We start from the raw sequence: 21,709 nt of genomic DNA on the forward strand, positions 1-21,709 counted from the left end.
ATCATCCCTCCTTGCTCGTCTGCTCTTCGTTATCGATCGAATCATGAATGGGCTTAAGATCATGGATATGAAGCGAATTCAGCACAATCTGCCCCGATCTCGCGTTTATGCAAATACGGTCCAGCGGAGCATCGGGGAATATTTGATCCGTCAGCGCCGCCAAGCCATCATTCGCGTACACCTCAACCGAATTGCGATCCAGCCAAATATGCAGCTTGATCTTGCCGTTCTCCGGGGCCGCGCCGGCGCCGTGTTTGCATCCGAACTGCGGGTGAAAGCCGGTCAAGCCCGAATTCGAGCGGTCGATGAATAGCCATTGGCGCACGGGGTCGTATCCAATAACGGTCTCGCTCTGCCCGGAGGTTTTTATTATGATTTGAACCTCGTCACCGGACCGGGTATCGATGTCCGCTTCCATTTCCAACAGATCATTATTCGTCTTCAGCACAAACGGAGCCTCCGGCGTAACCGTCACCACATTCCAGCTTAGCGTCTCTTTCCGCAGCCGCTCGATTTCCCGGACAGGCATTTGGGTCAGAACAAGTCCTCCGTCCCGGCTCGTTAATGACAAGACGCGAGGCAGCGTCATGGCGCCTCTCCAGGTTCCGGTCGGCGTCTCGCCCGCATATTTCCAGTTGCTCATCCATCCGATCATTACGCGCCGTCCGTCTTGCTCGGGCATATCCGACCAGGTGACTCCCGCATAATTGTCCCGGCCGTAGTCGAGCCACAGGATACGATCGGCCGGATTGTCGTTGATGAACGTATTTCCGTCGAACTCTCCGATAAAATATTGCGTACGCGATCCTTCCGGACAAGAAGGGTTGTCCCCAATGCTTACGATCAGCACCCATTTGGAACGTCCGCTGTCGTCGATCGGCAATTCAAAGAGATCCGGGCATTCCCAAACTCCGTCATGCGAGCCTTCCCCATAGCCGAATTCGCCTGATCGCGACCATTCGCGCAAATTTTCCGATCGATAAAACCGGACATGGTCTCCCGCAACAAGCACCATAATCCACCTCTCGCTTTGCGGATGCCAGAACACCTTCGGATCCCGGAAATCAACCAGATCGCGCTCGGCGAGAACCGGATTTCCTTCGTATTTGCGCCAGGTTCGGCCTTTATCGCTGCTGTAAGCCAAGCTTTGCCGCTGCCGCGGCTGTCCGGTCTCCGGATTGGTGTCCGCATGGGTAAAGATCGCGACCAATCCATGCGAGCCCTCGAACAGTCCGCTGCTATTATTCCAGTCCACCACGCAGCAACCGGAAAAGATGGCTCCATGCTCATCCGGGTACAAAGCGATCGGCTCATGCCGCCAATGAACCAAGTCTTCGCTTACGGCATGGCCCCAATGCATCGGCCCCCATTTGCTGCTATAAGGATGGTGCTGATAAAACAGATGGTATTCTCCCTCGTAATACACTAATCCGTTCGGATCGTTCAGCCAATTCGCAGGAACTGAAAAATGAAACCCCGGTCTGAAACTTTCATGGGACGGTTGATTGGACTCGATCATCTTGTTAATCTCATCTGTGGTCGGCATAGATTGAAGAGCTCCCTTCCTTGTCGTGACTAGCGCGCCGCCTGCATTCGCAAATGTCAGCATGCCGACGATTTGCTCTTTAGCCAGCTGGTTTATTTCAATTCCGGCCTCCAATATTTTATATAACAAGCAGCCCAGAAAAGCGTCGCCGGCTCCCGTCGTATCGACCGCCTTTGTACGGAAGCCGGGTACGTATCCTTCGTTACCGGCCAACCGGTAATAGCAGCCTTTTTCCGCTAACGTGACGACGATCCATGGAATACCGAACTGCTGCTGCAGCGCTAGCGAGCCTTTTTCCACATCGGTTGTACCGGTCATAAAGCAGAGCTCATCTTCCGAAATTTTCAGAATGTCGGCATATTTCATGCCCCAAACGATATTTTGTTTCGCTTCTTCCTTACTCTCCCATAACGCAAACCGGATGTTCGGGTCGAACGAAAGCAGCGCTCCCGCCTCCTTGGCCTTCATAACCGCCGCTCTCGTTGCGGTACGGGCCGGCTCATGGGTCATCGACAAAGAACCGAAATGCAATGCCCGGCAGTTTCCAATCCTATCGAACGGAATATCCTCCAAGCGCAAAAATGTATCCGCTCCCGGCTTCCGGTAAAAGCTGAACGACCGGTCTCCGTTGTCGTCCAGATGGACAAATGCCAACGTCGTATTGGCTTCGTCCGTACACGAAAGCGCAGACACGTCGACGCCGCTGCTAAGCAAAGTATTGTGCAGCAACGAACCGAATCGATCCTCCCCGACCTTGCTTATAAGAGCCGATCGGGCTCCTAACCGGGATAGCGCGGCCGCTACGTTAGCCGGAGCCCCTCCGGGATTGCATTCAAACTGCTCGTTGCCTCCCGCCGTTTGGCCCGCCGGAGTAAGGTCGATCAATACTTCCCCGATAGCTATTACATCAAGCACAGTTTCTCCCCGCCTGTCTTCTTATGTTTTTATACGATTTCTAATGATCTTGCATCCGCTATTGCTTTAAAGTCTCGTTGTAACGGTCCAATCCCTTCTGATAAATTTCCATCAATTCGTTCAGGCCCATCTTCTCCAGCGTCTTCACATAGCTGTCCCACTGTTCGTCCACGCCGCCGTCGACGATGAACTTGCCTCTTTGCGTGTTCACATATTTGATCAATTCAGGCTCAATCCTGTTGATTTTGTCCAATTCCTCCGGCTCGAAGAAAATGCTCGGATAGTTTTCCTTTTCCATATAAGGATTGTAATATTGCTCTAAATCTTTGGCTCGCTGCTGGGCACGAGGCTCCATATCGACGACTTTTCCGAAGTCATCGATCGTAATGACGCCGGGTCCGCCTGTACCCGGAGCCACTTTTTGGCGGAATTCGCCTGCGGAGGTTCCTTCAGGAAGCGGCAGGTTCACCAATTTTCCGTTTTCGTCTTTTTTGAATACGACATCGAGCGGACCCCAATGAATTTGGGCAGCCATGTAAGGTTCATACTGCTGATCGATCCAACGCATCGTAATTTCCGGGTAACGGTTCTTTTTTGTAATGACGAAGGCGCCGCGACCCGGACCGCCGCCGTTGCTGCGACCGATCAATTGATCCCCGTTTGGTCCTTTGAGCGGAGACAGCAGCGCATAATCGCCGCTTCGCTCCGGTCCGACGACCTCTTCGATTTCCCACCAGATATAGGAGCCGAGCGTTTCGTCCGTTGTTTTGCCTTTGGCCAAATATTGAGCGGCGTCCTGGGTGAACGATTCGGGGTCGATCAAGCCCTGCTTATACCATTTTTCATGAAAATATTTCAATGCTTCCTTATATTCGGGCTGCGTAGCGGTAAAGATCACTTTTCCGTCGCGGACGATCCGGTGCTCCAGGTTATCCGGAAGTCCGAAAGCTCCGAATATCCCGCCGATGTCCATACACCACTGCATATGCATGAAGCTTAACGGAATTTCGTCAGCCTTGCCGTTGCCGTTCGGATCCTGCGTTTTAAATGCAACCAGCGCTGCCGTATATTCATCCAGCGTTTGCGGCATCTTCAGGCCCAGCTTTTCGAGCCACTTTGTATTGATGACGTGAAAGAAAGGATTGGTTCCGAGGTTATTCTCTTCCCATGTCAGCAGCCCGTAGATGTGCCCATCCGGCGCCGTAATCGACGATTTGATGTCGGGCCGGCGCTCCAAAAGCGCTTTCAAATTAGGCGCATATTGATCGATCAAATCCTCCAGCGGAATGATCGTTCCGTCTTGACCGTAATTGATCAGCTCGTAATCCGTGAATCCGGCTCCGTAGAAAGCATCCGGCAAATCTCCGCTCGCCAGCAGCAAATTTTTCTTCTCCGCGTAGTCGGTGTCCGGAATGTTCTCCCATTCGATCTTTACGTTGGTTTGCTCTTCCAGCCGCTTGAAAATTTCCATTTCGGAATACTCGGGGGCCAATGCCGCTTTCGGAGATACCATCTTTAACGTCACCGCTTCTTTCACGATCGGAAGACCGGTTTGGTTAAAATTCGCATCCTGTTCCGGATTTTTCGCCTGATTGTTGGAGCCGCCTCCTGCCGTACATCCGCTCAGCGCAAACGCCCCCGCCAGCATAACAATGGCCGTGCTTTTGAATAAAGATTTCATTGTACGCACCCTCCCTTTCGTTCGTTCCATCCATTTAAATCTGTCATTGCCCTCATTCCGGATTTAACCGGATGCGGTAAGTTTGCCGCTGCGCATCCCCCCCCTCCAAGAGCTCGCCGGAATCAACCTTTGATCGAGCCGATCATGACCCCTTTGACGAAATATTTTTGCAGGAAAGGATACAAAATCAGCAACGGCAAGCTCGAGACAATAATGACGCCGTATTTGATCAATTCCGTAACCCGCATCTTCGCCGCGTACGATTCCACGTCGACCATCATGCCGGAGTTGACCTGATTCTGAACGAGAATGTTGCGCAGCACCAGCTGAAGCGGATACTTGCTCTCGACGTTCAAATAAATCAATGCGTCAAAAAAACCGTTCCAGAAGCCGACGACATGATACAGCACCATGACCGCAACGATGGACTTGGACAAAGGCAGGACAATGCTCCAGAAATAACGGGTGTTGGAACAGCCGTCAATCGAAGCGGCTTCCCACATTTCATCCGGAATGGACGACTGAAGGAAGGTTCTGACGATGATGACATTGAATATGCCGCCGGCCCCGGGAATAACGAGCGCCCAGATCGTGTTCAGCATGTGAAGATCTTTGATTAACAAATAAGTCGGAATCAACCCGCCGCTAAAAAACATCGTGATCATCAAAAACCACATAATGGCCGATCTTCCGACCAGATCCTTGCGGGCTAACGGATAGGCCGCAAAGACGGTAATCGCTACCCCGATCAATGTTCCAAGACCCGCATAGAGAATGGAATTGGCATACCCGAGCCAGATGGAGGAGTCATTGAAAATTCGTTCATAGCCGTCTAGCGTAAAGCCTTTCGGATATAACCATACATCTCCCGAATAAATCAAATTCGGATCGCTGAAAGAAGCGATCAGCACGAAACATAGCGGAAATAATACGAGCAGCATAATGACGGTCAGCACGAAATAGTTGACGGCGTCAAACCAAACGTCCCCTCTGCTTTTTCTCTTCAATAATTGGTTCAAAGCGAATCCCCCTTACCACAAACTGGTTTCCGTCATTTTTTTGGCGATGCGGTTCACGGTAACAATCAGAATAATATTGATAACGGAATTAAACAGTCCGACCGCGGTCGAAAAGCTGTACTGCGCCTTCTGAATCCCCATTTCGTATACATAGGTCGGAATAATATTGGAAGCGGCATAGTTCAAATCGCTTTGCATCAGAAAAGCTTTTTCGAAACCGATGCTCATGATGTTCCCGAGCGCCAGAATGAGCAAGATAACGATCGTCGGCAAAATGCCGGGAAGATCCACATGCCATACCCGCTTCCATTTGCTTGCTCCGTCCATAACGGCTGCTTCATGCAGCTCGGGATTGATCCCCGCAAGAGCAGCCATGTAAATAATTGTGGAGAAGCCGGTCTCTTGCCATATCCCTGACAAAATGTACAAAGGACGAAACCAGCCTTCGTCAGCCATAAACAAAATCGGTTCTCCTCCGAACCAAGTAATGATCTGGTTCACGATTCCGCTGTTTGGCGACAAAAAAACATGCAGCATGCCAACGAGCACGACGGTAGAGATAAAGTGAGGCGCATAAATCACCGTCTGGATAAACTTTTTGTATCTTTTGCCCAGCATTTGATTCAGCATAATCGCAACGATAATCGGCGCCGGAAAGCCGAACACAAGCGACAGGAAACTGAGCGAAAGCGTATTGGTGATGATCGTCCAGAAGTTATAAGAATCAAAAAAATCGATAAAGTGCCGGAAACCTACCCACTCGCTGCCCCAAATCCCTTGGCTCGGCGAAAAATCTTTAAACGCGATTAACACGCCGTACATCGGGTAGTACTTAAACAGAAGGTAAACGAGTACAATCGGCAGCAGAAACAGATACAATTCATAGTTGCGTTTGATTCGTCCCCAAGTTTTGCGATCTTCTTTGATTATCAGCTGTTCTGCCCCGGAATCTCTTGAATTCACCGTCAAACTCCCTTTCTAAGTATGTTTTTTGAAACGTTTCCAATTTTAATTGAAACGTTTCCAATTTAATTCGAGAAAAACGCCAGCCGGCCAATTTACACGCCGAAGCGACCGTAGCAGCTGATGTTTTCCGCATCGCAATCAAGTCGTTTCACCTTGTCTAAATATGACCGGAAGACGATAAACTTCCCGATCCAACGTTTCGCCGTCAATCTTTTTGAAGAGCAGCCTGATGGCCGTACGCGCCATCTCTTCTACCGGTTGCCTGATCGTTGACAATATCGGATGAAAATACGGATGATCCTGAATGCCGTCGTATCCGATGACCTTTACATCCTCCGGAACGCGAATGCCAAGCCTGCTTGCTCTTTCAATATACTTGGCGGCGAACATATCGGTAATGGCAAAAATACCGTCCACATCGGGATACTCCTTTAGAAACTCGCCGTAATAGGCGTCGTCGTCCATAACAGGGTCCGGCCTCTCGTATACGACATAGTCAATTCCAAGCAAGTTCGCCTCATGAATGAAACCTTCTCTCCGATTCATCGTTTCGCTGAAAACGGAGGTGACGCTTCCCAGAAAAGCCGGTTTCCTGGCTCCCGCTTTAACAAGCTCCCTTAGCGCCAGTCGTCCTCCTTCATAATTATCCGAGGTGACGCATGTGATGTTCTTGTCGAAGTGTCTGTCGATACTGACAATCGGAATGTCGCTGCTAACGTTATTTTCGATATCGTTGTACGTAATGCCGACAATTCCCGCCACTTTGTTCTGCTGAAGCATCTCCAGATAATACAATTCCTTTTCAGGTTTGCCGCCGCTATTGCACAGCATCAGCTTAAAACCTTCCCGATCCAGCTCGTCTTCAATATAAAAGGCAAGTTCGGAGAAAAAAGGATGCCATATGCTCGGGAGCAGCAGAGCTACCATCTTGGATTTCCGCATTTTAAAATTTCGGGCAATCTCGTTAGGGATATAATTCAGCTCTTGTATGGCTTTCTCCACTTTCTTGCGCGTAGCGGGTTTCACTGCGCCCGAATTGTTAATGACGCGGGACACGGTTCCGACAGCTACGCCGGCTAAGTTGGCTACATCTTTAATACTCGACATCGAAACCCCCACTTAAGCTGTCTTATGGAAGTATAATAGCACCATTTTGGAAACGTTTCAATAACAAATTGGAAACGTTTCATTATTTTTTTGTTATGCGCTAAAGACAACGTTCGGCATAACAAGGAGCGGCATTGAACCGCCCCAAAGTTATAGTCGATTTCTTGATGCGAATCTCCGACAGGTACAAAACAAAACATTAACATCGGACTGATCTTCCATTTACATTGGAAAGCTATAATATGTTCGAAATTCCTAAAAAAGGAGATGAAACGAATGAGGAAAGGAACTTTATTAGGAGCTGGGCTTGCCATTGCGTTGTTTTTTAGTCCGTTGCACCAGGCTTTCGCTTCGGAATCCGCCGGGGCGAGGCGGCAAGTGGATACGGTAGCCCATCGCGGGGCTTCGGGATATGCGCCCGAAAACACGATTGCCGCTTTTGATAAAGCAGTCGAAATGAAGGCCGACTATATTGAAATAGATGTCCAAAGAAGCAAGGACGGGGAATTGGTTATTATTCACGATACAACCGTCGACAGAACAACGGACGGTACCGGGTACGTTAAAGATTTAACGTTTGAACAAATCAGAAGTCTTGATGCGGGCAGCTGGATGGGCGAACGGTTTAAAGGGGAAAAAATCCCCACATTCGATGAAATCCTTGATCGGTACCATGGCAAAATCGGGATTCTGGTAGAGCTGAAGGCTCCCGAACTTTACCCCGGAATTGAGGAAACGGTTGCGCAAAAATTAAAAGAACGCCATCTGGAGAAACCGCAAAACGAAAAGATAATTATTCAATCCTTTAATTTCGATTCGATGAAAAAAATAAACGGCCTGCTGCCAAAAGTTCCGGTTGGCGTTCTTACTTCGTCCAAGGAACATACTACGGAACAAGCTTTAAAAGATTTTTCCGCTTACGCCGAGTATGTTAACCCGCATTACAGCATCGTAACGGAAGATTTCGTTCAACAAGTACATGCCTATGACATGAAAATTCAATCCTGGACCGTCCGCAAACCGGAAGAAGCTGAATTTTTATTAAAAATGAAGGTTGACGGCATTATTACGGATTATCCCGATTACGTAGATCCTAGAAAATAAACGATTCGCAAGGCGTTCAAAAGGTGCAGTTTTTTGAACGCCTTCTTTTGGACTAACTCAACGCTTACAGCTCCACCATCGCCTTGATCACCTTGGCCTCCGGCTTCAGCCACGTTTCGAACCGGCCGATCGTCTCATCGAAGGGCGAACGGTGTGTGATGTAGCCCTCCACATCCACCGCTCCGCCTTTGACTGCCGCCAGCACCTCGTCGAAATCCTCCTGCGTCGCATTGCGGCTGCCCAGCAATGTCAACTCGCGCTTATGAAATTCCGGATCGCTAAAAACGATGTCCGAACGCACCAGCCCGACGTAAACCAGTTTGCCGCCATGCGCGCAAAGCCCGATCGCCGCTTCCATCGAACGCTTATTGCCGGTCGCGTCGAAGACTACCGTCGGGAACTCGCCGCCGGTAATGGCGGCGAGCTTATCGGCTGCGCCTTGCAAGGCGCTCACGGTATGCTCGGCTCCCGCCCACATGCGGCAAAACGCCAGCCTCTCGTCGTTGATGTCCATCGCAATGACCCGCGCGCCTCTCCGTTTCGCGAACGCCATAACGCCGAGGCCGATCGGTCCGGCACCGATAACCAAGGCGAACTCGCCCGGCTCCGGCTCCGCCCTGCGGACCGCATGAGCGCCGATCGCAAGCGGCTCGACAACGGCGGACTGGTCCAGCGTAAGACCGCTTGTCTTGATCAGATTCGTTGCCTTTACGCTAATGAACTCGCGCATCCCGCCGTCGAGGTGAACGCCAAGCACCTGCATGCCGGTGCAGCAGTTCGTTTTTCCTTTGCGGCAAGCGACGCATTCTCCGCATGCCAGATAAGGAATGACGGCGACCTGATCGCCGGCCTTCAGCCCCTCCGCGTTATCGCCGATCCGCTCGACAATGCCGGCCAGCTCGTGGCCGAGAATACGGGGATATTCGAAGAACGGCTGATTGCCTTTATAAGCATGCATGTCCGTTCCGCAAATGCCGATCCGGCGGATGCGCACAAGCGCTTCTCCGTCTGTCGGCTCAGGTACCTCCGTCTCGGCAGCAATGAATTTGTTCGGACGCTCGCATACGATCGTCTTCATTTACGTCCGCTCCCCCTTTACGGCCCGGTTATATTCCGGCCGGCCGCTCGGCCAAGTTCTGCCGTCGATCGGTGCAAGAATATCGAAAACGGCATCCAGCAGGCTGCGGTCGATCGGCTCCTCCGTCCAGCGGACGTTATTTTCGATATTGACCGGATTCGCCGTGCTTACGAGCGTCGTCGGGATCCGTTCCTCGCCGGTCGAGAACTGGACGGCCAGCTTGGCGATATCGCTGCCCTGTTCGCTGCAAAATTGCGCCGCCTTCCGGCACAGCGCCTTCACTTCCTCGTCCGCCGGATGCCAGTCCGGAACGCCGCGGCTGCCGAGCAGCCCCATCGAAAGCGGGGAGGCGTTGATAACCCCTGCCGATTGTTGCTCCAAGTAAGGGAGCAGACCGAGCAGCGTCGTGTCGTTTAACGAATAATGGCAGTAAGAGAGGATGACATCCACTGGGGCCTTGTTCAGCGTCATCGGAAAAATATCGAGAGGCAGCCCGGATATGCCGGTAAAACGGATTTTCCCCTGCTCCTTAAGCCGGTTCAACTCCGGAATCCCTTCCTCCACGATGACCTCCAAGCGCTCGAATTCGATATCGTGCAGAAACAGGATGTCGATATAATCGGTATGCAGCCGGGCAAGGCTTTGTTCAACGCTTTCCCGTATCCGTTTGGCGGAAAAATCGAACTGGTCGGCTCCGTAGCGCCCGGCTTTCGTCGACAGCAGAAACTTGTCGCGCGGCAAATTCCGGATCGCTTTGCCCAGCACGGTTTCGGCCTTGGTCAGTCCGTAATAGGGAGATACATCGATGAGATTGATCCCTAGCTCCATCGCCTTATAGACCGTCCGAATGCCTTCATCCTCGTCGATTTCGCGAAAAACCGACCCAAGCGAAGATGCCCCGAAGCTTAACGCCGACACGCTCAGTCCGGTAAATCCCAATGTTCTGTACTTCATTGCGGCAGCCGCCTCCTTTCATGCTTCCGGATGCTCGGGTCGACCTGCATGCCCGATCCGGTAAAACCTTGCGGCGTTTCCGCCGTAAATGGCTTCCAGCTCCTCTTCGGCGAGCGAATCCGGCAGCGCCCGTTCCAACACGTCGAACACCTGGCTGTAGCTTGCCGCAAGCAGGCAAACCGGCCAATCGCTGCCGTACATAAGCCGGTCCGGACCGAACACGTCCACGATATGCCGCACATAGGCGGTGAAATCGTCCGGCTTCCATCCGCGGTGATCCGCTTCCGTTACCATGCCGGACAATTTGCAGTAAACGCCGGGATGACGCTCTGCGATCTTCTTCATCTGAGTGGCCCACGGCTCCGTTACGCCTGCTTCAATTTGCGGTTTGCAAATATGATCGATGACCGCATGTAATCCCGGAACGAGCTCAAGCAGTTCGATAACGGCGGGCAGCTGATTCGAAACCGCGAGCAAGTCCACCGGCATCCCTTCGGAAGCGAACCCCCGCAGCGCCTCGATGACGTGCGGCCGGAGCGCTTCGCGCGGGTCCTTCATTTCCTGGATCATGACGCGAATGCCTCGAAATTTCGGATTCGCTTTAAAACGTTCCAATGCCTCAGGCCACTTCGGATCGTCAAAATCGAGCCAGCCGACGACACCGGCAACCGAATCATGCTTCGCAGCAAGCTCCAGTATAAATTCCGTTTCCGCATGCGTTGCGGCCGCCTGTACGAGAATCGTTTTGCCGATGCCATGCCGCGTCAGCTCGGACTCCAGATCGGAAGGCAAATAATCCCGGTACAGCGTCGTCGTTTCCGGCGATATCCAATCGTAGTCGCCCCGGTCAAGCTTCCAATAATGCTGATGGGCGTCAATTCGCACCCTTCATCACTCCTTCGCAGGGATTGGACTTAACTTCATCTTAATTATCAATAAACCGAATGAAAATACCGAAAAACGACGAATGTATACCTTTTTATGATATCCGCTGCTATACTGATAATGATCAAGCTCTTCCGGTAAGGAGTGCGCAAAGCGATGATACCGTACGTGAAGCGTCCAGCCTTGGACCGTACTTTTCCGTTTGACATCGTATACAAAGAAACGAAGCCCCCGCAGCACGAGCTGCCCGACCATATTCACGACTGGCACGAGCTGGTATACGTGTACCGCGGCAAAGGCACCTTCTTCATCAACCGTTCGTTCTACGATATGGAAGCAGGAGATTTGTTCATCATACCGGGCAACACCATCCATCGAGCCTTCCCGGACATCGACGAGCCCGTTACGTCGACGGCGGTTTTTATGGGCGCTGCGCTTCTACCGGCAGAGATGTACGGGGAGCCGTTTAGTTATGCGCAGCTGTTTCGCCGCGTCGGCCCGGCCGATTACAAGCTGCCGGTTTCGCCCGGGGAGCGATTGGAATTCGAGAATCTGCTCGACAGGCTTAACGCCGAATCGGTTCAGCAGAGCCTCGGATACCGGCATGCCGTTGCGGTTTTGCTTCAGCTGCTGCTTTTACGGCTGGGCCGGCAGCTGCAGCGATTCGATCGATCCGCAAACGAATATCCGCAAGCAAGGCCCGAGTGGCTCGCCGACGCGCTCGTTTGCATCGACAACGACCCGTCCGCTTGCCCGGCGCTTGCCGAGCTTGCGAGCCGCTATTCCGTTTCGCCCGAGCACTTCAGCCGCACCTTCAAGCAGCTCGTCGGCATGACGTTCAAAACGTACGTCAACACCAAGAAGCTGATCCGGGCCAAAGAACTGCTTGCATCCACCGACAGCAAGGTCGCCGCGATCGCCCGCGAGTGCGGATTTGAAAGCCTGCCGCATTTTCACCGTATGTTCAAGCGGTTTGCCGGCGGCTCGCCGGCTGAGTACCGGCAATCCGTTACGCGGGATTAATCGTTTTTTATTTATAATCGGGAGTGATGAAGACGCACAACGATAGCTTAAAAAAGACATGCGCGAACGACCATCCGTGTTGCATTATGATCGGATTCCCGGCATACCCAAACATACCCCAAAAACAGAAAGACGCCTTGCGAAGGCGTCTTTCCCATTTGGAATAACTTAATGTGCGATTTCATCCGCATTTCGGAGTAGAATCTCGGCCGCGTAAGCGGAGATATGCTTGCCTTTTTGCGCTCGCACTTCGTTCGCGAAGCTTGTGAGGTTCTCTTGCTCCAGCTTCTTGCTTAAACTGTACGCGATGCCGGCATTATCGATATCCCCCGTGCGGGCGAAACGCTCGACCAATGCCGCCAGGTTGCCGATGCTCGTCACCGTTCGGAAATGAACCGTGACGGTTTCCGTATTGCCGGCAAAGTCGGTCGCGCTGACAACGAGCGTATGTGACCCTAACGGTAAATCGTATAAAGCCACGGCCTCGCCCAGCGGCAATTCGATCCCGTCCAGCGTAACGACCGTCTTGCTGTCGTCAATTCCCGAAATTTCATCGGACAATTCAATATCGGGAATCCAGTCGACGGAGCTGTACACGTCTTCCAGAACCGACACCTGAATGACCGGCGCCGTCGCGTCGATCGTAATTTTCGCTTCGCCGCTAACGTTGGAGCCGTCTTTAGCCGTTGCTTTTACCGTCACAACGCCCTCTTCAAGGGCCGTAAGAACGCCGGAGTTATCGACGGAAGCTTTATCCGATATCGTTTCTCCGTCCGAATCGAAGACGTTCCATTCGACCGCTTTGTTCGTCGCGTTCTCCGGTTCGATCTGTGCCGAGAGTTGAAGCGTCGCTCCAAGCTTGTTTATCGTCATATTTCCATTTCCGGATACAACCGTAACGGAGGAAACGGGAATGCCGGCGGACTTGACGTCCGGCAATACCGGCATCGCCGTCGGATCCCAGCCGTCCGCCCCGCGCATCATCCGGTGAACCGTGTAGGCGCTGGCCTCTTCGGGCGTTAACTGTTTGGACCAAGCCGCCCGATCCGCCGGATCGGCTCCCGGACCGAAGTTATTAAACTCGTAATATTTGGCCGTTTCTTCGTTAGAAGGCCTGCCCCAGTTATGCCATCCCGCGCGATGAACGAGCGGGTCCAGCTCGGAGTTCATGAAGACGACGTGAGCGAACGGTCTCCAAGGGCGTCCCAGATATACGTCGGAGAGGCCCTCTTCGCCCGTGATTTTGCTGTTCACGAACAAATATCCGTATTCCTGATTATCCGGCGTGCTTGCCGCGGTTACATAGCCGCCGGAACGAACGTTATGGATTACGCTGGAATCGAATACGGCGATCGCGGGCCCGTAAATAAAATCGACCGCGCCTTCGATATAGCTGTTCTTTACGTAAATCCGGTCGCCTGCGTCGTGAACCAGTAACGTATCCTGGTAACCCAGCATCCGAACGTTGTTGAAATACGCCCGGTCTCCCGATACGTCCAGCGCATTGGCGGCCCCTTGCGATCCCGCGCCGTTGGCGAACGTAATGTTCTCCGCCGTAAAATCGTCGGACTCGACGAACGTCGCGGTTTCGTTAAATCCGGTTCCGGTAATGCCCGTATACGTAAGAATCGTATTTTCCTTGCTTTCGCCGACGAAGCTGATCGCCCGTTTCGTCTTGGGAACCCGGATCTGTTCCTCGTACGTGCCGTCGCGAATGTAAATGACCGTCCGGGCCGTATTGCCTTCCGGGATCGCGTCGATCGCCGCTTGAACGGTCGTAAAGTCGGCGCTTCCGTCTTTCGCGACGACGATGACCGAAGCCGGCGTCGCTCCTAGCGGGAACGAACCTACGCCTTCGCCGTTATCGTTGACGGAATATACCGAGTAATAGTAGGTCTTTCCCGTCTCGACGTCCGGGTCCGTAAAGCGATTTTTTTTCAAATCGGAAGCGACAACGGTAAAGCTTCCGTCTCTCGATTCGGATCGCTTCACGGTATAAGAGGCTGCTTCCGCCACGTCCTGCCAGGATATCTCGACTTCGTTTTCCCGTGCCGTCAACCGAACGTCGCTTGGAGCGGGCGCGGAGCCTGCCGGATAAGGAAGGACGCGAACCGGCTCGGAATTTGCGCTCGACGACGTGTCGTTATGAGCGGAGACGACGTAATAATAAGCCGTTCCGTTATTCAAGCCGGTATCCGTATAGTCCGTCCCGGTCAAGCCGCCGGCGACAACCTCGTAAGGTCCCCCGATATCCGTACTTCGTTTCAGTTGATAACTCGTTGCTCCCGTGGGCGCACTCCAGGATACGACCGCCGTCCCGTCGCCGGCACCGGCTTCGACGTCTCTCGGCGATTGCAGCGGGGCGACCGGACGGACGTTTATCGGCTCCGAGTCCTCGCCTTCCCCGGCTACGCTGGTCGCCGACACGACGTACGTATACATCGTCCCGTTCGTTAATCCCGTGTCCCGGAAGAACGGTTTGTCGACGACGTCGACCGTTTCATAGGGCGTTTCCGACGATCCGCTCTTGCGCTTTACCGTATACGTAACGGCATTGTCCACCGGCTGCCAAGCGAGATCGACCTGGGTATTGCGGCCCGAGCCGGACAAGCCGGCGGGAGCCGCGGGCTTCACCGCGTTTGCGGAAGGCGTAACGATCACCTGATTGGACGGGCCGCTCTCTCCCCGTTCGCCTACGGCGATTACGACGTAATAATAAGTCGTCTCGTTCTCGACCGTCGTATCGGTATATGTCGTCGTCGCCGCATCGATGCCGGACGCGATCGTTTCGTAAGGGCCGCCTTCGGTCAAACTTCTTTTCACGGTATAGCTCGACGCGCCGCTCGCCGTATTCCAATTTAACTGTACCTTGCCGTTGCCCGGAATAGCGCTTACCCCCTTAGGCGATGCTACAGGCTCTACATATATTTTCACGTTATCGAAATAGAAGGTTCCTCTTCCGGTTCCCGGAGTTCTTCCGAACAATGCGGATCCGAGACCGAGCGTACGCATATCGTCCCGCAGCTCCACTTGCTCCGCGGCCAGCGCGTTATTGACGTAAATATCCATCCGGTTCGACGCGGCGCTGGCGACGATCTTCAGATTATGCCAGCGATTGTTCGCCGGCGCGTCGACCAGCTTCACGTCCTGGCCGTTTTTATTTTTATATACGAGCGTATACGTATCCTCAGCCTCGGGCAGCTGCGGCTTCCGTACCTCTACGGCGATCGGCGTCTTAGTCCCTTCCGGGTCTTTGACCTGGAGCAAGACCGACGTGCCGGGAAGCGAAGGTGACATGAAATCCGTCTCGATCACGACCGTTCCCGTCTGCTTCGGGAAAGCAAGCGCAAACAACGTATTGCCTACGCCGTTGTCGTATACATGCAGCGCCTTATTCGAGGCGTTGCCGATCGAATCGGACGGAACGGGGGCGACGGCAACCGTGTGATCGATATCCTGCGGACTCGGCGTAATCGCGTATCCTTCCGGCGTAACGCCGGTTTCCAAAGACTCGTAATCGTCGTTGATATAATAAAGCGTCCCTTGCCCGCCGGTCGGCGTTGCGCCGGCCTCCGCGGAATCGAAGCTTTCGCCGTGCTCGTTCACCGCCGTTACGACATAATAATACGTCATTCCCGCCGTTAGGCCGGTATGGATGAACGAAGTGCCCGTAATTCCCTCGGCCACCGTTTCATATGGCCCTCCCGGCGTGAGGCTGCTCTTCACGTTGTACCCGTCGGCGGCCGGGACGGATTCCCACGTCACAACCGTTTGCAGCTCTCCGGACTCGGCTTCCACGTTCTCCGGCGGCGTCGGGTAATCCTCCGCGAGCTGCGTGACGGAAACGTTTGAAAAAGAAGAGGTATTGTATTTATCCACCTCGTTGTCCGGTTTGGCGGCGTCTGCGGCCAAGCCGACGTATACGCTGTCGGACATATCGACTTGAACGGATCCGACCGTCTTCCACCTAAGGCCGTCCGGCGACACGAACGAGGTGAACCGATCGCCTAAACGGACCAGCTTCACCCAATACGGGAGCTGGAACTCCTCCTCGGGCTGAATGCCGGACACTTCTCCGCCTTCGACGGCCCGGCTCAGCGTAACGCCTCGTTTGCCTGTCCGTATAAAGGGAACCATAAGCGAGGCAAAAGGCGAGTCCGCCTCCAAGCTTTCCCGGAACATGACGCCCGCTTCCGCTCCTTCGTTCGTGGCTGTAACGCTTTCCACTCTTGCGACGATTTCGGCATTGCCGCTCATTTGCCGATATGCAAAGTGGAAGGCGTCCGCCGCGCCTTCAATGTCTCCGGACGATTTGACCGTCATTTCGCCGGGCCTGTCGCCAGCCTGCGTGTGACCGGGAATGCCCGGGGCGCCTACGTCGGACGAAGACCAAGGCGAAATATCGCTCACCGTGTTCGCATGTACGGCGACATTCGGCGAACGCGTGGACGTACCGGTATCGTCGACCGCTTTGGCGACCACGTAATGCGTTCCGTCCGGCACGTCTTCCCAGCGGAATTGATACGGTGCCGTCCGATCTTCTCCAAGCTTCTCTCCGCTGGCGTAAAATTCCACCTTCGCTACGGCGCCATCCGAATCCGTGGCGGCCGCTTCAAGCATGACGTCGCTTCCCGCCTCCAGAATCGCGTTATTTGCAGGGGACGTCACCGCCACCGACGGATTGGCGGAACCGTTTCCGACGATGGAGTTCAGGTACACCTCCAGGTTCGTATAGCCTTCGTTATTCGTCCCGTTCCGGTCTTCCGGGTCGTTCGGATTCAACCCTTGCCGCAGCTCCCATTCGTCCGGCATTCCGTCATGGTCGTCGTCCGCTTGCGCCGACACGGCTTGCTCGAACTCGGGGTATCCTCCGACCTCGTTCTGGGAATTGATGTGCGTCCCCGTCCGATTTATGACATCGCTTACAATTTTGGCATCGACCGCGTCGCGTTTCGGCAGATTCGCGCCGGCGCCTTCCAATACGGCCGCGTAAGCCTCTTCCGCGGATTCGGTCGCGACCGGATTCGGAAAAGCGACCTCCGTCACCAGCTTGATATAATCCGGATATTTGTAGACGCCTTCCCAGTTATCGGCGGTAAATCCGGAATAGCCTTCCATGACGTTTCCGTCAATAAAGTAGCTTCCGTTCGTCTCCGCGTTCAGAAACCGGATATTTTCCGTCTCCGGTCCCGGTTTGTAATAATTGTTGACGATATTCGTAACGGCCCCTTTGCCGCCGTAAGCGGAAAAATAACCCCAGTTATAAATCACGTTGTTGCGGAAATCGTGCGAGTTGCCGGCCGTGCTGTCGAATGCCGGGTTTCGGCTGGAGTTGTGGGCAATCAGATTATGGTGAAAGCTCGTGTTTTTGCCGCCCCATATTCCGCCGTAACCGTGCTTTCCCTTGACGTGGCGGCTCAAGTGCATCGCTTCGGCGATAATCGACCATTGCACCGTTACGTTCTCGTTGCCGTAGTTGCTCATCACTTCGTCGACGGACCAGCTGAAGGAGGAATGGTCGATGATGATGTTGTTCTGATACCGTCCGCCGAACGCATCGGCCTCGGTCGGATTGGCGTCGCCCAGACGGAAACGCATGTAACGAATAATGAGGTTGCTTGCATCGAACGTCACAGGGTATCCCGTAACCGTAATTCCTTCGCCCGGAGCCGTCTGCCCGGCAATGGTCAGGTTGGAACCGGTAATTTTGAGCGGGGATTCCAGCTTGATCGTGCCTCCGACTTTAAAAACGACCGTACGATTGCTGCCGCTGACGGCATCCCTTAACGAGCCGGGTCCGGAATCCGCAAGCGTCGTCACTTCATACACTTCGCCTCCGCGGCCGCCGCTCGCGTACATTCCTCCCCCCTGCGCGCCCGGGAACGCGGGGATTTGCCCGCTTGCCGCAGAGGCGACGGAAGGTTCCGCGGCGTTAGCAGCGGGCGCGTCGGCCGCGTCGGCGGTTCCTCCGAAGCTGCTGCATAGCATGACGGTTACAAGCATTTGGATCAGCCTTTTTTTCATCATTCATGCCTCCTTTTTTACTTGGATTCCACTCTCATGGGTTCGATCGTATATGTCTCTCCTTTTGCCGTTTGCAGTTCGACAAGATCCCCGGTTCGTTCCGAGGAAATCGCCTCGCTTCCGTCCGTTCCGGCCGCCCTGAGCGGCCGCCCGGCGTACAAGCGGAGCGGATTTCCGTAATCGGACCTTACCGTCGCTTTCAATAGCTGCCCTTGATCCCATTCCATATCGACCGCGAAGCCGCCCCGCGCCCGAAGCCCCGACACGCGGCCCGAAGTCCATATCCGCGGCAGCGCCGGCAATAGACGAATATGGTCCAGATGGCTCTGCAGCAGCATCTCCGCGATACCCGCAGCGGCTCCGAAGTTCCCGTCAATCTGGAACGGCGGATGGTTGTCGAACAGGTTCGGCAGCGTAGATTTGCGAAGCAGCTCTTGAACGTGAAAATACGCCTGTTCCCCGTCCCATAACCGGGCCCAGAAGTTAATGATCCAGGCGCGGCTCCACCCGGTATGCCCCCCGCCGTTGGCCAGCCTTCGAAGCAGCGTCGTTCTCGCGGCTTCCGCAAGCTCCGGCGTCGCCGAGGGGCTAATCGTCGTGCCCGGGTGAAGCGCGAACAAATGCGAGATATGGCGGTGTCCCGGGTCCTGCTCTTCGTAATCTTCCAGCCATTCCTGCAGCTGGCCGTGCTTCCCGATTTTCATTCGGGGCAAGCGGGATTTGACGCGCGCCCATTCCTCGCGCAACGCTTCATCCTCGCCCAATATCCGGCTGGCCGCAATGCAGGCGTCGAACAGCTCGGTTAAAATTTGCGTATCCATCGCAGGGCCGTAGCATAATGTCCCGGCCTCCCCGTTCGGCAGCCGATATCGATTCTCCGGCGATACCGACGGATTCGTCACCAGATGCCCTTCCGGGCTCTCTACAAGAAAGTCGATAAAGAACAAGGCGGATTCCTTCAGCGTCTCGTAGGCCTTTCGCAAGAACGCCTCATCCGGATGGAACCGGTAATGCTCCCAAAGATGCAAGGTCAGCCACGCCGCCCCCATTACCCATTGGGTCGCCGGTCCGTAGATGTCTTGAGGGGCGGTATCCGCCCACAAATCCGTATTATGATGCGCGACAAAACCGCGGCATCCGTACATGGCTTGAGCCGTCACCCGTCCGTTCGCCCGCATCCGCTCGATCAGGTCGAATAACGGCTCGTGGCATTCGGCAAGATTGCATACTTCGGCGGGCCAGTAATTCATCTGCGTATTGATGTTGACCGTATATTTGCTGTCCCAAGGCGGAGACATCGAGTCGTTCCAAATCCCTTGCAGATTGGCCGGCAGCGAATCGGGCCGGCTGCAGGCAAGGAGCAAATAACGTCCGAAATGGAAATACAACGTAAGCAAGCCGGGATCGTCCGCTCCTTGCCGCACTTGCTCCAATCGATCCGGTACCGGGAGGGCGTGGTCAAGTATGGAGCCTGCTCCCAGCTCCAGCCTTACCCTTTGGAACAAAGGGGCGAAATCTTCGAAGTGCCTTTCCAACAAGCGTTCATAAGGGAGCGCCGAAGCCTTATCCAGCAAATCGAAACAGCGATCGGTCGGGTCGGCGAACCGGAACGTTCCCGCGACGGCAAGCACGAGCGTCACTTGGTCCGCTTGTTCGACGATCAGATGCTCGCCGACCGCCCGAACCCGGCCGCCCGACGGGATCGCTTTAACGGCCGCGCTGTAGGCGTGTCCGTCTTTGCCGCCGCAATCGTTATGCATGACGATCGTGTCGCTGCCGCGGCGGAACGAAACGTCCACATGCTTGCCTTTTTTCCGTTCGAACCGGGCGGTAAAGGACAACATGCCCGGCCGGTCCGCGCTCAGCCGAATCGCCATGATCTGATCGGGAAAGCTGCAAAATACGTCCCGCCGGTACGTTACGCCCCCGATTTCGTAGACTGTCGAGGCGACGGCCCGCTCCAGGTCCAATTCCCTGCGATAGCCGCGCAGCTCTCCCGCCGGGTGATCGAATCGGATGAACAAATCCCCGGCCGTCAAATAATGACGCTGGCTTCGCGGCGTTGCGGACAAGGCGGCTTCTGCGAGCCGGTGAGCTTCCTTCAATCTGCCTTCGAAGATCAAGCGCCGAACCTCCGGGAGGTTCTCCAGCGCGTCCGGATTGTTCCGGTCCCTCGGACCGCCGTACCATATCGAATCCTCATTGAACTGGATCTGCTCTTGTTCGACGGTGCCGAACACCATGCCGCCCAGCCTGCCGTTGCCGACGGGCAAAGCCTCGTTCCAGCTTCGCGCCGGCTCGGCGAACCGCATGAGCGTTTCGGAATATCGCAGCATGTTTTGCCGCCCCTCTCGTTTTTCGGATTTTTATTCGTGAAACGAACGCATCGAGAGAACTTCATCGCTTACGATAAGCTTGAGCCCAGGCGAAAGACCGTCATATTCAAACCCGCTCGTCCTATCCCCGGTTATGGCGATGATGCGGTCGTCCTCTCGCTCGGCCGGGAGCTGAATCCGGCGTAACCAAGCAGCTTCGCATTGATGGAAGGAGGCCGCGGGACCGTTCTTGGAACGAACGATCGTATCCGAAATCCGCAGTTCTTTCGTATTCCGGCATACGATTCCCTCTTCGCTCTCAATCGAAATATCCTTCATGGAAAGGTTCTGTATCGGCATTTCCGGAAGTCCGTTAATGAATAACGCCTTTTTCGCCCCTTTGCATACGACATCTTCGATGGATATATTTCGAAAGACCGGCGTCTCCTCCGAAATCGGCTCGAATTGCTCGCCTCCGTACTCGCCGGAGCCCGAATGCCCTTCGTAATACAAGTTGAACGAAATCGCGTCGCCGGCAATTTTGCTCATGCGGATGTTTTCGATTGCGATCTGCTCCACCACGCCCCCTCTGCCTCTGCAGCTTTTGAACCGGATTCCGATGTCCGTCCCGATAAACGTGCAATCCGTGACGCGGATATGGCGCACTCCGCCGGACATTTCGCTGCCGGCGACGATGCCCCCGTGGCCATGGTAGACCGTGCAGCCGCGAACCGAGATAAACTCGCTGGGCCGGCCGAAATCGCGGCCTTCTTTATTTTTGCCGGACTTGAAGCAGATCGCGTCGTCCCCTACGTCGAACGTGCTGTTCTCGACGTTGACGTATTTGCACGAATCGATGTCCAGCCCGTCTCCGTTTTGCGCATACCACGGGTTTCGAACGTTTATGCCGCGAACCGTAATGTGCTCCGAGGCCCAAGGGTGCAGGCACCAGGACGGCGAATTTTGAAAGGTGGGGCCCTCCAGCAGAATTTTCCGACAATGACGAAAGCTTAGCATGCAAGGCCTTAAATAGGGCTTGCTGAACAAGATTCGTTCCATTTACACCCAACGTAAGTCTCTAAACCCAAGCAG

13 protein-coding genes are annotated in these 21,709 nt (G+C 54.3%); 2 read left to right on the plus strand and 11 right to left on the minus strand.

Going from position 1 to position 21,709, the window contains the following annotated elements; genetic code table 11:
- Position 1: 1 nt before the first annotated feature.
- The 5 genes from ACFSW5_RS13605 to ACFSW5_RS13625 all read right to left on the minus strand — a co-directional run bounded on the left by ACFSW5_RS13605 (position 2) and on the right by ACFSW5_RS13625 (position 7,234).
- Positions 2–2,461 (minus strand): PfkB family carbohydrate kinase, encoded by a 2,460-nt coding sequence (locus tag ACFSW5_RS13605; protein ID WP_379273842.1) that lies wholly within the window; start codon positions 2,459–2,461, stop codon positions 2–4.
- 58 nt (positions 2,462–2,519) lie between these two features.
- Positions 2,520–4,142, minus strand: coding sequence for an ABC transporter substrate-binding protein (locus ACFSW5_RS13610; protein ID WP_379273844.1), 1,623 nt, complete (start codon positions 4,140–4,142; stop codon positions 2,520–2,522).
- A gap of 122 nt (positions 4,143–4,264) precedes the next feature.
- Positions 4,265–5,161: a carbohydrate ABC transporter permease gene (locus ACFSW5_RS13615; RefSeq protein WP_379273846.1), complete on the minus strand. Its 897-nt coding sequence runs from the start codon at positions 5,159–5,161 to the stop codon at positions 4,265–4,267.
- Between the two features lie 12 nt (positions 5,162–5,173).
- Positions 5,174–6,124 carry an ABC transporter permease gene (locus ACFSW5_RS13620; RefSeq protein WP_379273848.1) on the minus strand — a complete coding sequence of 317 codons (951 nt, stop codon included), beginning with the start codon at positions 6,122–6,124 and terminating at the stop codon, positions 5,174–5,176.
- Positions 6,125–6,265: 141 nt separating this feature from the next.
- Positions 6,266–7,234 carry a LacI family DNA-binding transcriptional regulator gene (locus tag ACFSW5_RS13625; protein ID WP_379273850.1) on the minus strand — a complete coding sequence of 323 codons (969 nt, stop codon included), beginning with the start codon at positions 7,232–7,234 and terminating at the stop codon, positions 6,266–6,268.
- 276 nt (positions 7,235–7,510) lie between these two features.
- Here ACFSW5_RS13625 and ACFSW5_RS13630 point away from each other — a divergent pair, with 276 nt between their 5' ends.
- Positions 7,511–8,338 carry a glycerophosphodiester phosphodiesterase gene (locus ACFSW5_RS13630; protein ID WP_379273852.1) on the plus strand — a complete coding sequence of 276 codons (828 nt, stop codon included), beginning with the start codon at positions 7,511–7,513 and terminating at the stop codon, positions 8,336–8,338.
- Between the two features lie 64 nt (positions 8,339–8,402).
- Here the strand turns inward: ACFSW5_RS13630 and ACFSW5_RS13635 are convergent, their stop codons facing one another.
- From ACFSW5_RS13635 to ACFSW5_RS13645, 3 genes are read right to left on the minus strand one after another with little or no spacing between them, the layout of a single operon-like run.
- A complete protein-coding gene (locus ACFSW5_RS13635; protein ID WP_379273854.1) occupies positions 8,403–9,416 on the minus strand; it encodes a zinc-binding alcohol dehydrogenase family protein in 1,014 nt (337 codons plus the stop codon).
- Complete coding sequence (locus ACFSW5_RS13640) at positions 9,417–10,370, minus strand: aldo/keto reductase (protein ID WP_379273856.1); 954 nt, start codon at positions 10,368–10,370, stop codon at positions 9,417–9,419.
- An 18-nt stretch (positions 10,371–10,388) separates the two neighbouring features.
- Positions 10,389–11,255: an amidohydrolase family protein gene (locus ACFSW5_RS13645; RefSeq protein ID WP_379273858.1), complete on the minus strand. Its 867-nt coding sequence runs from the start codon at positions 11,253–11,255 to the stop codon at positions 10,389–10,391.
- 156 nt (positions 11,256–11,411) lie between these two features.
- Here ACFSW5_RS13645 and ACFSW5_RS13650 point away from each other — a divergent pair, with 156 nt between their 5' ends.
- Positions 11,412–12,278 (plus strand): helix-turn-helix transcriptional regulator, encoded by an 867-nt coding sequence (locus ACFSW5_RS13650; protein WP_379273860.1) that lies wholly within the window; start codon positions 11,412–11,414, stop codon positions 12,276–12,278.
- A gap of 168 nt (positions 12,279–12,446) precedes the next feature.
- Here ACFSW5_RS13650 and ACFSW5_RS13655 read toward each other — a convergent pair whose 3' ends face one another.
- From ACFSW5_RS13655 to ACFSW5_RS13665, 3 genes are read right to left on the minus strand one after another with little or no spacing between them, the layout of a single operon-like run.
- Complete coding sequence (locus ACFSW5_RS13655; protein WP_379273862.1) at positions 12,447–18,302, minus strand: pectinesterase family protein; 5,856 nt, start codon at positions 18,300–18,302, stop codon at positions 12,447–12,449.
- A 17-nt stretch (positions 18,303–18,319) separates the two neighbouring features.
- On the minus strand, positions 18,320–20,638 hold the full coding sequence (locus tag ACFSW5_RS13660; protein ID WP_379273864.1) for a glycoside hydrolase family 95 protein: 2,319 nt from the start codon (positions 20,636–20,638) through the stop codon (positions 18,320–18,322).
- A gap of 30 nt (positions 20,639–20,668) precedes the next feature.
- Entirely contained in the window at positions 20,669–21,676 is a 1,008-nt protein-coding gene (locus ACFSW5_RS13665; RefSeq protein WP_379273866.1) for a glycoside hydrolase family 28 protein, read from the minus strand.
- Between the last annotated feature and the right edge of the window lie 33 nt (positions 21,677–21,709).

It is taken from the genome of Paenibacillus thailandensis (genome assembly GCF_042685365.1).
GTDB lineage: Bacteria > Bacillota > Bacilli > Paenibacillales > Paenibacillaceae > Paenibacillus_AP > Paenibacillus_AP thailandensis.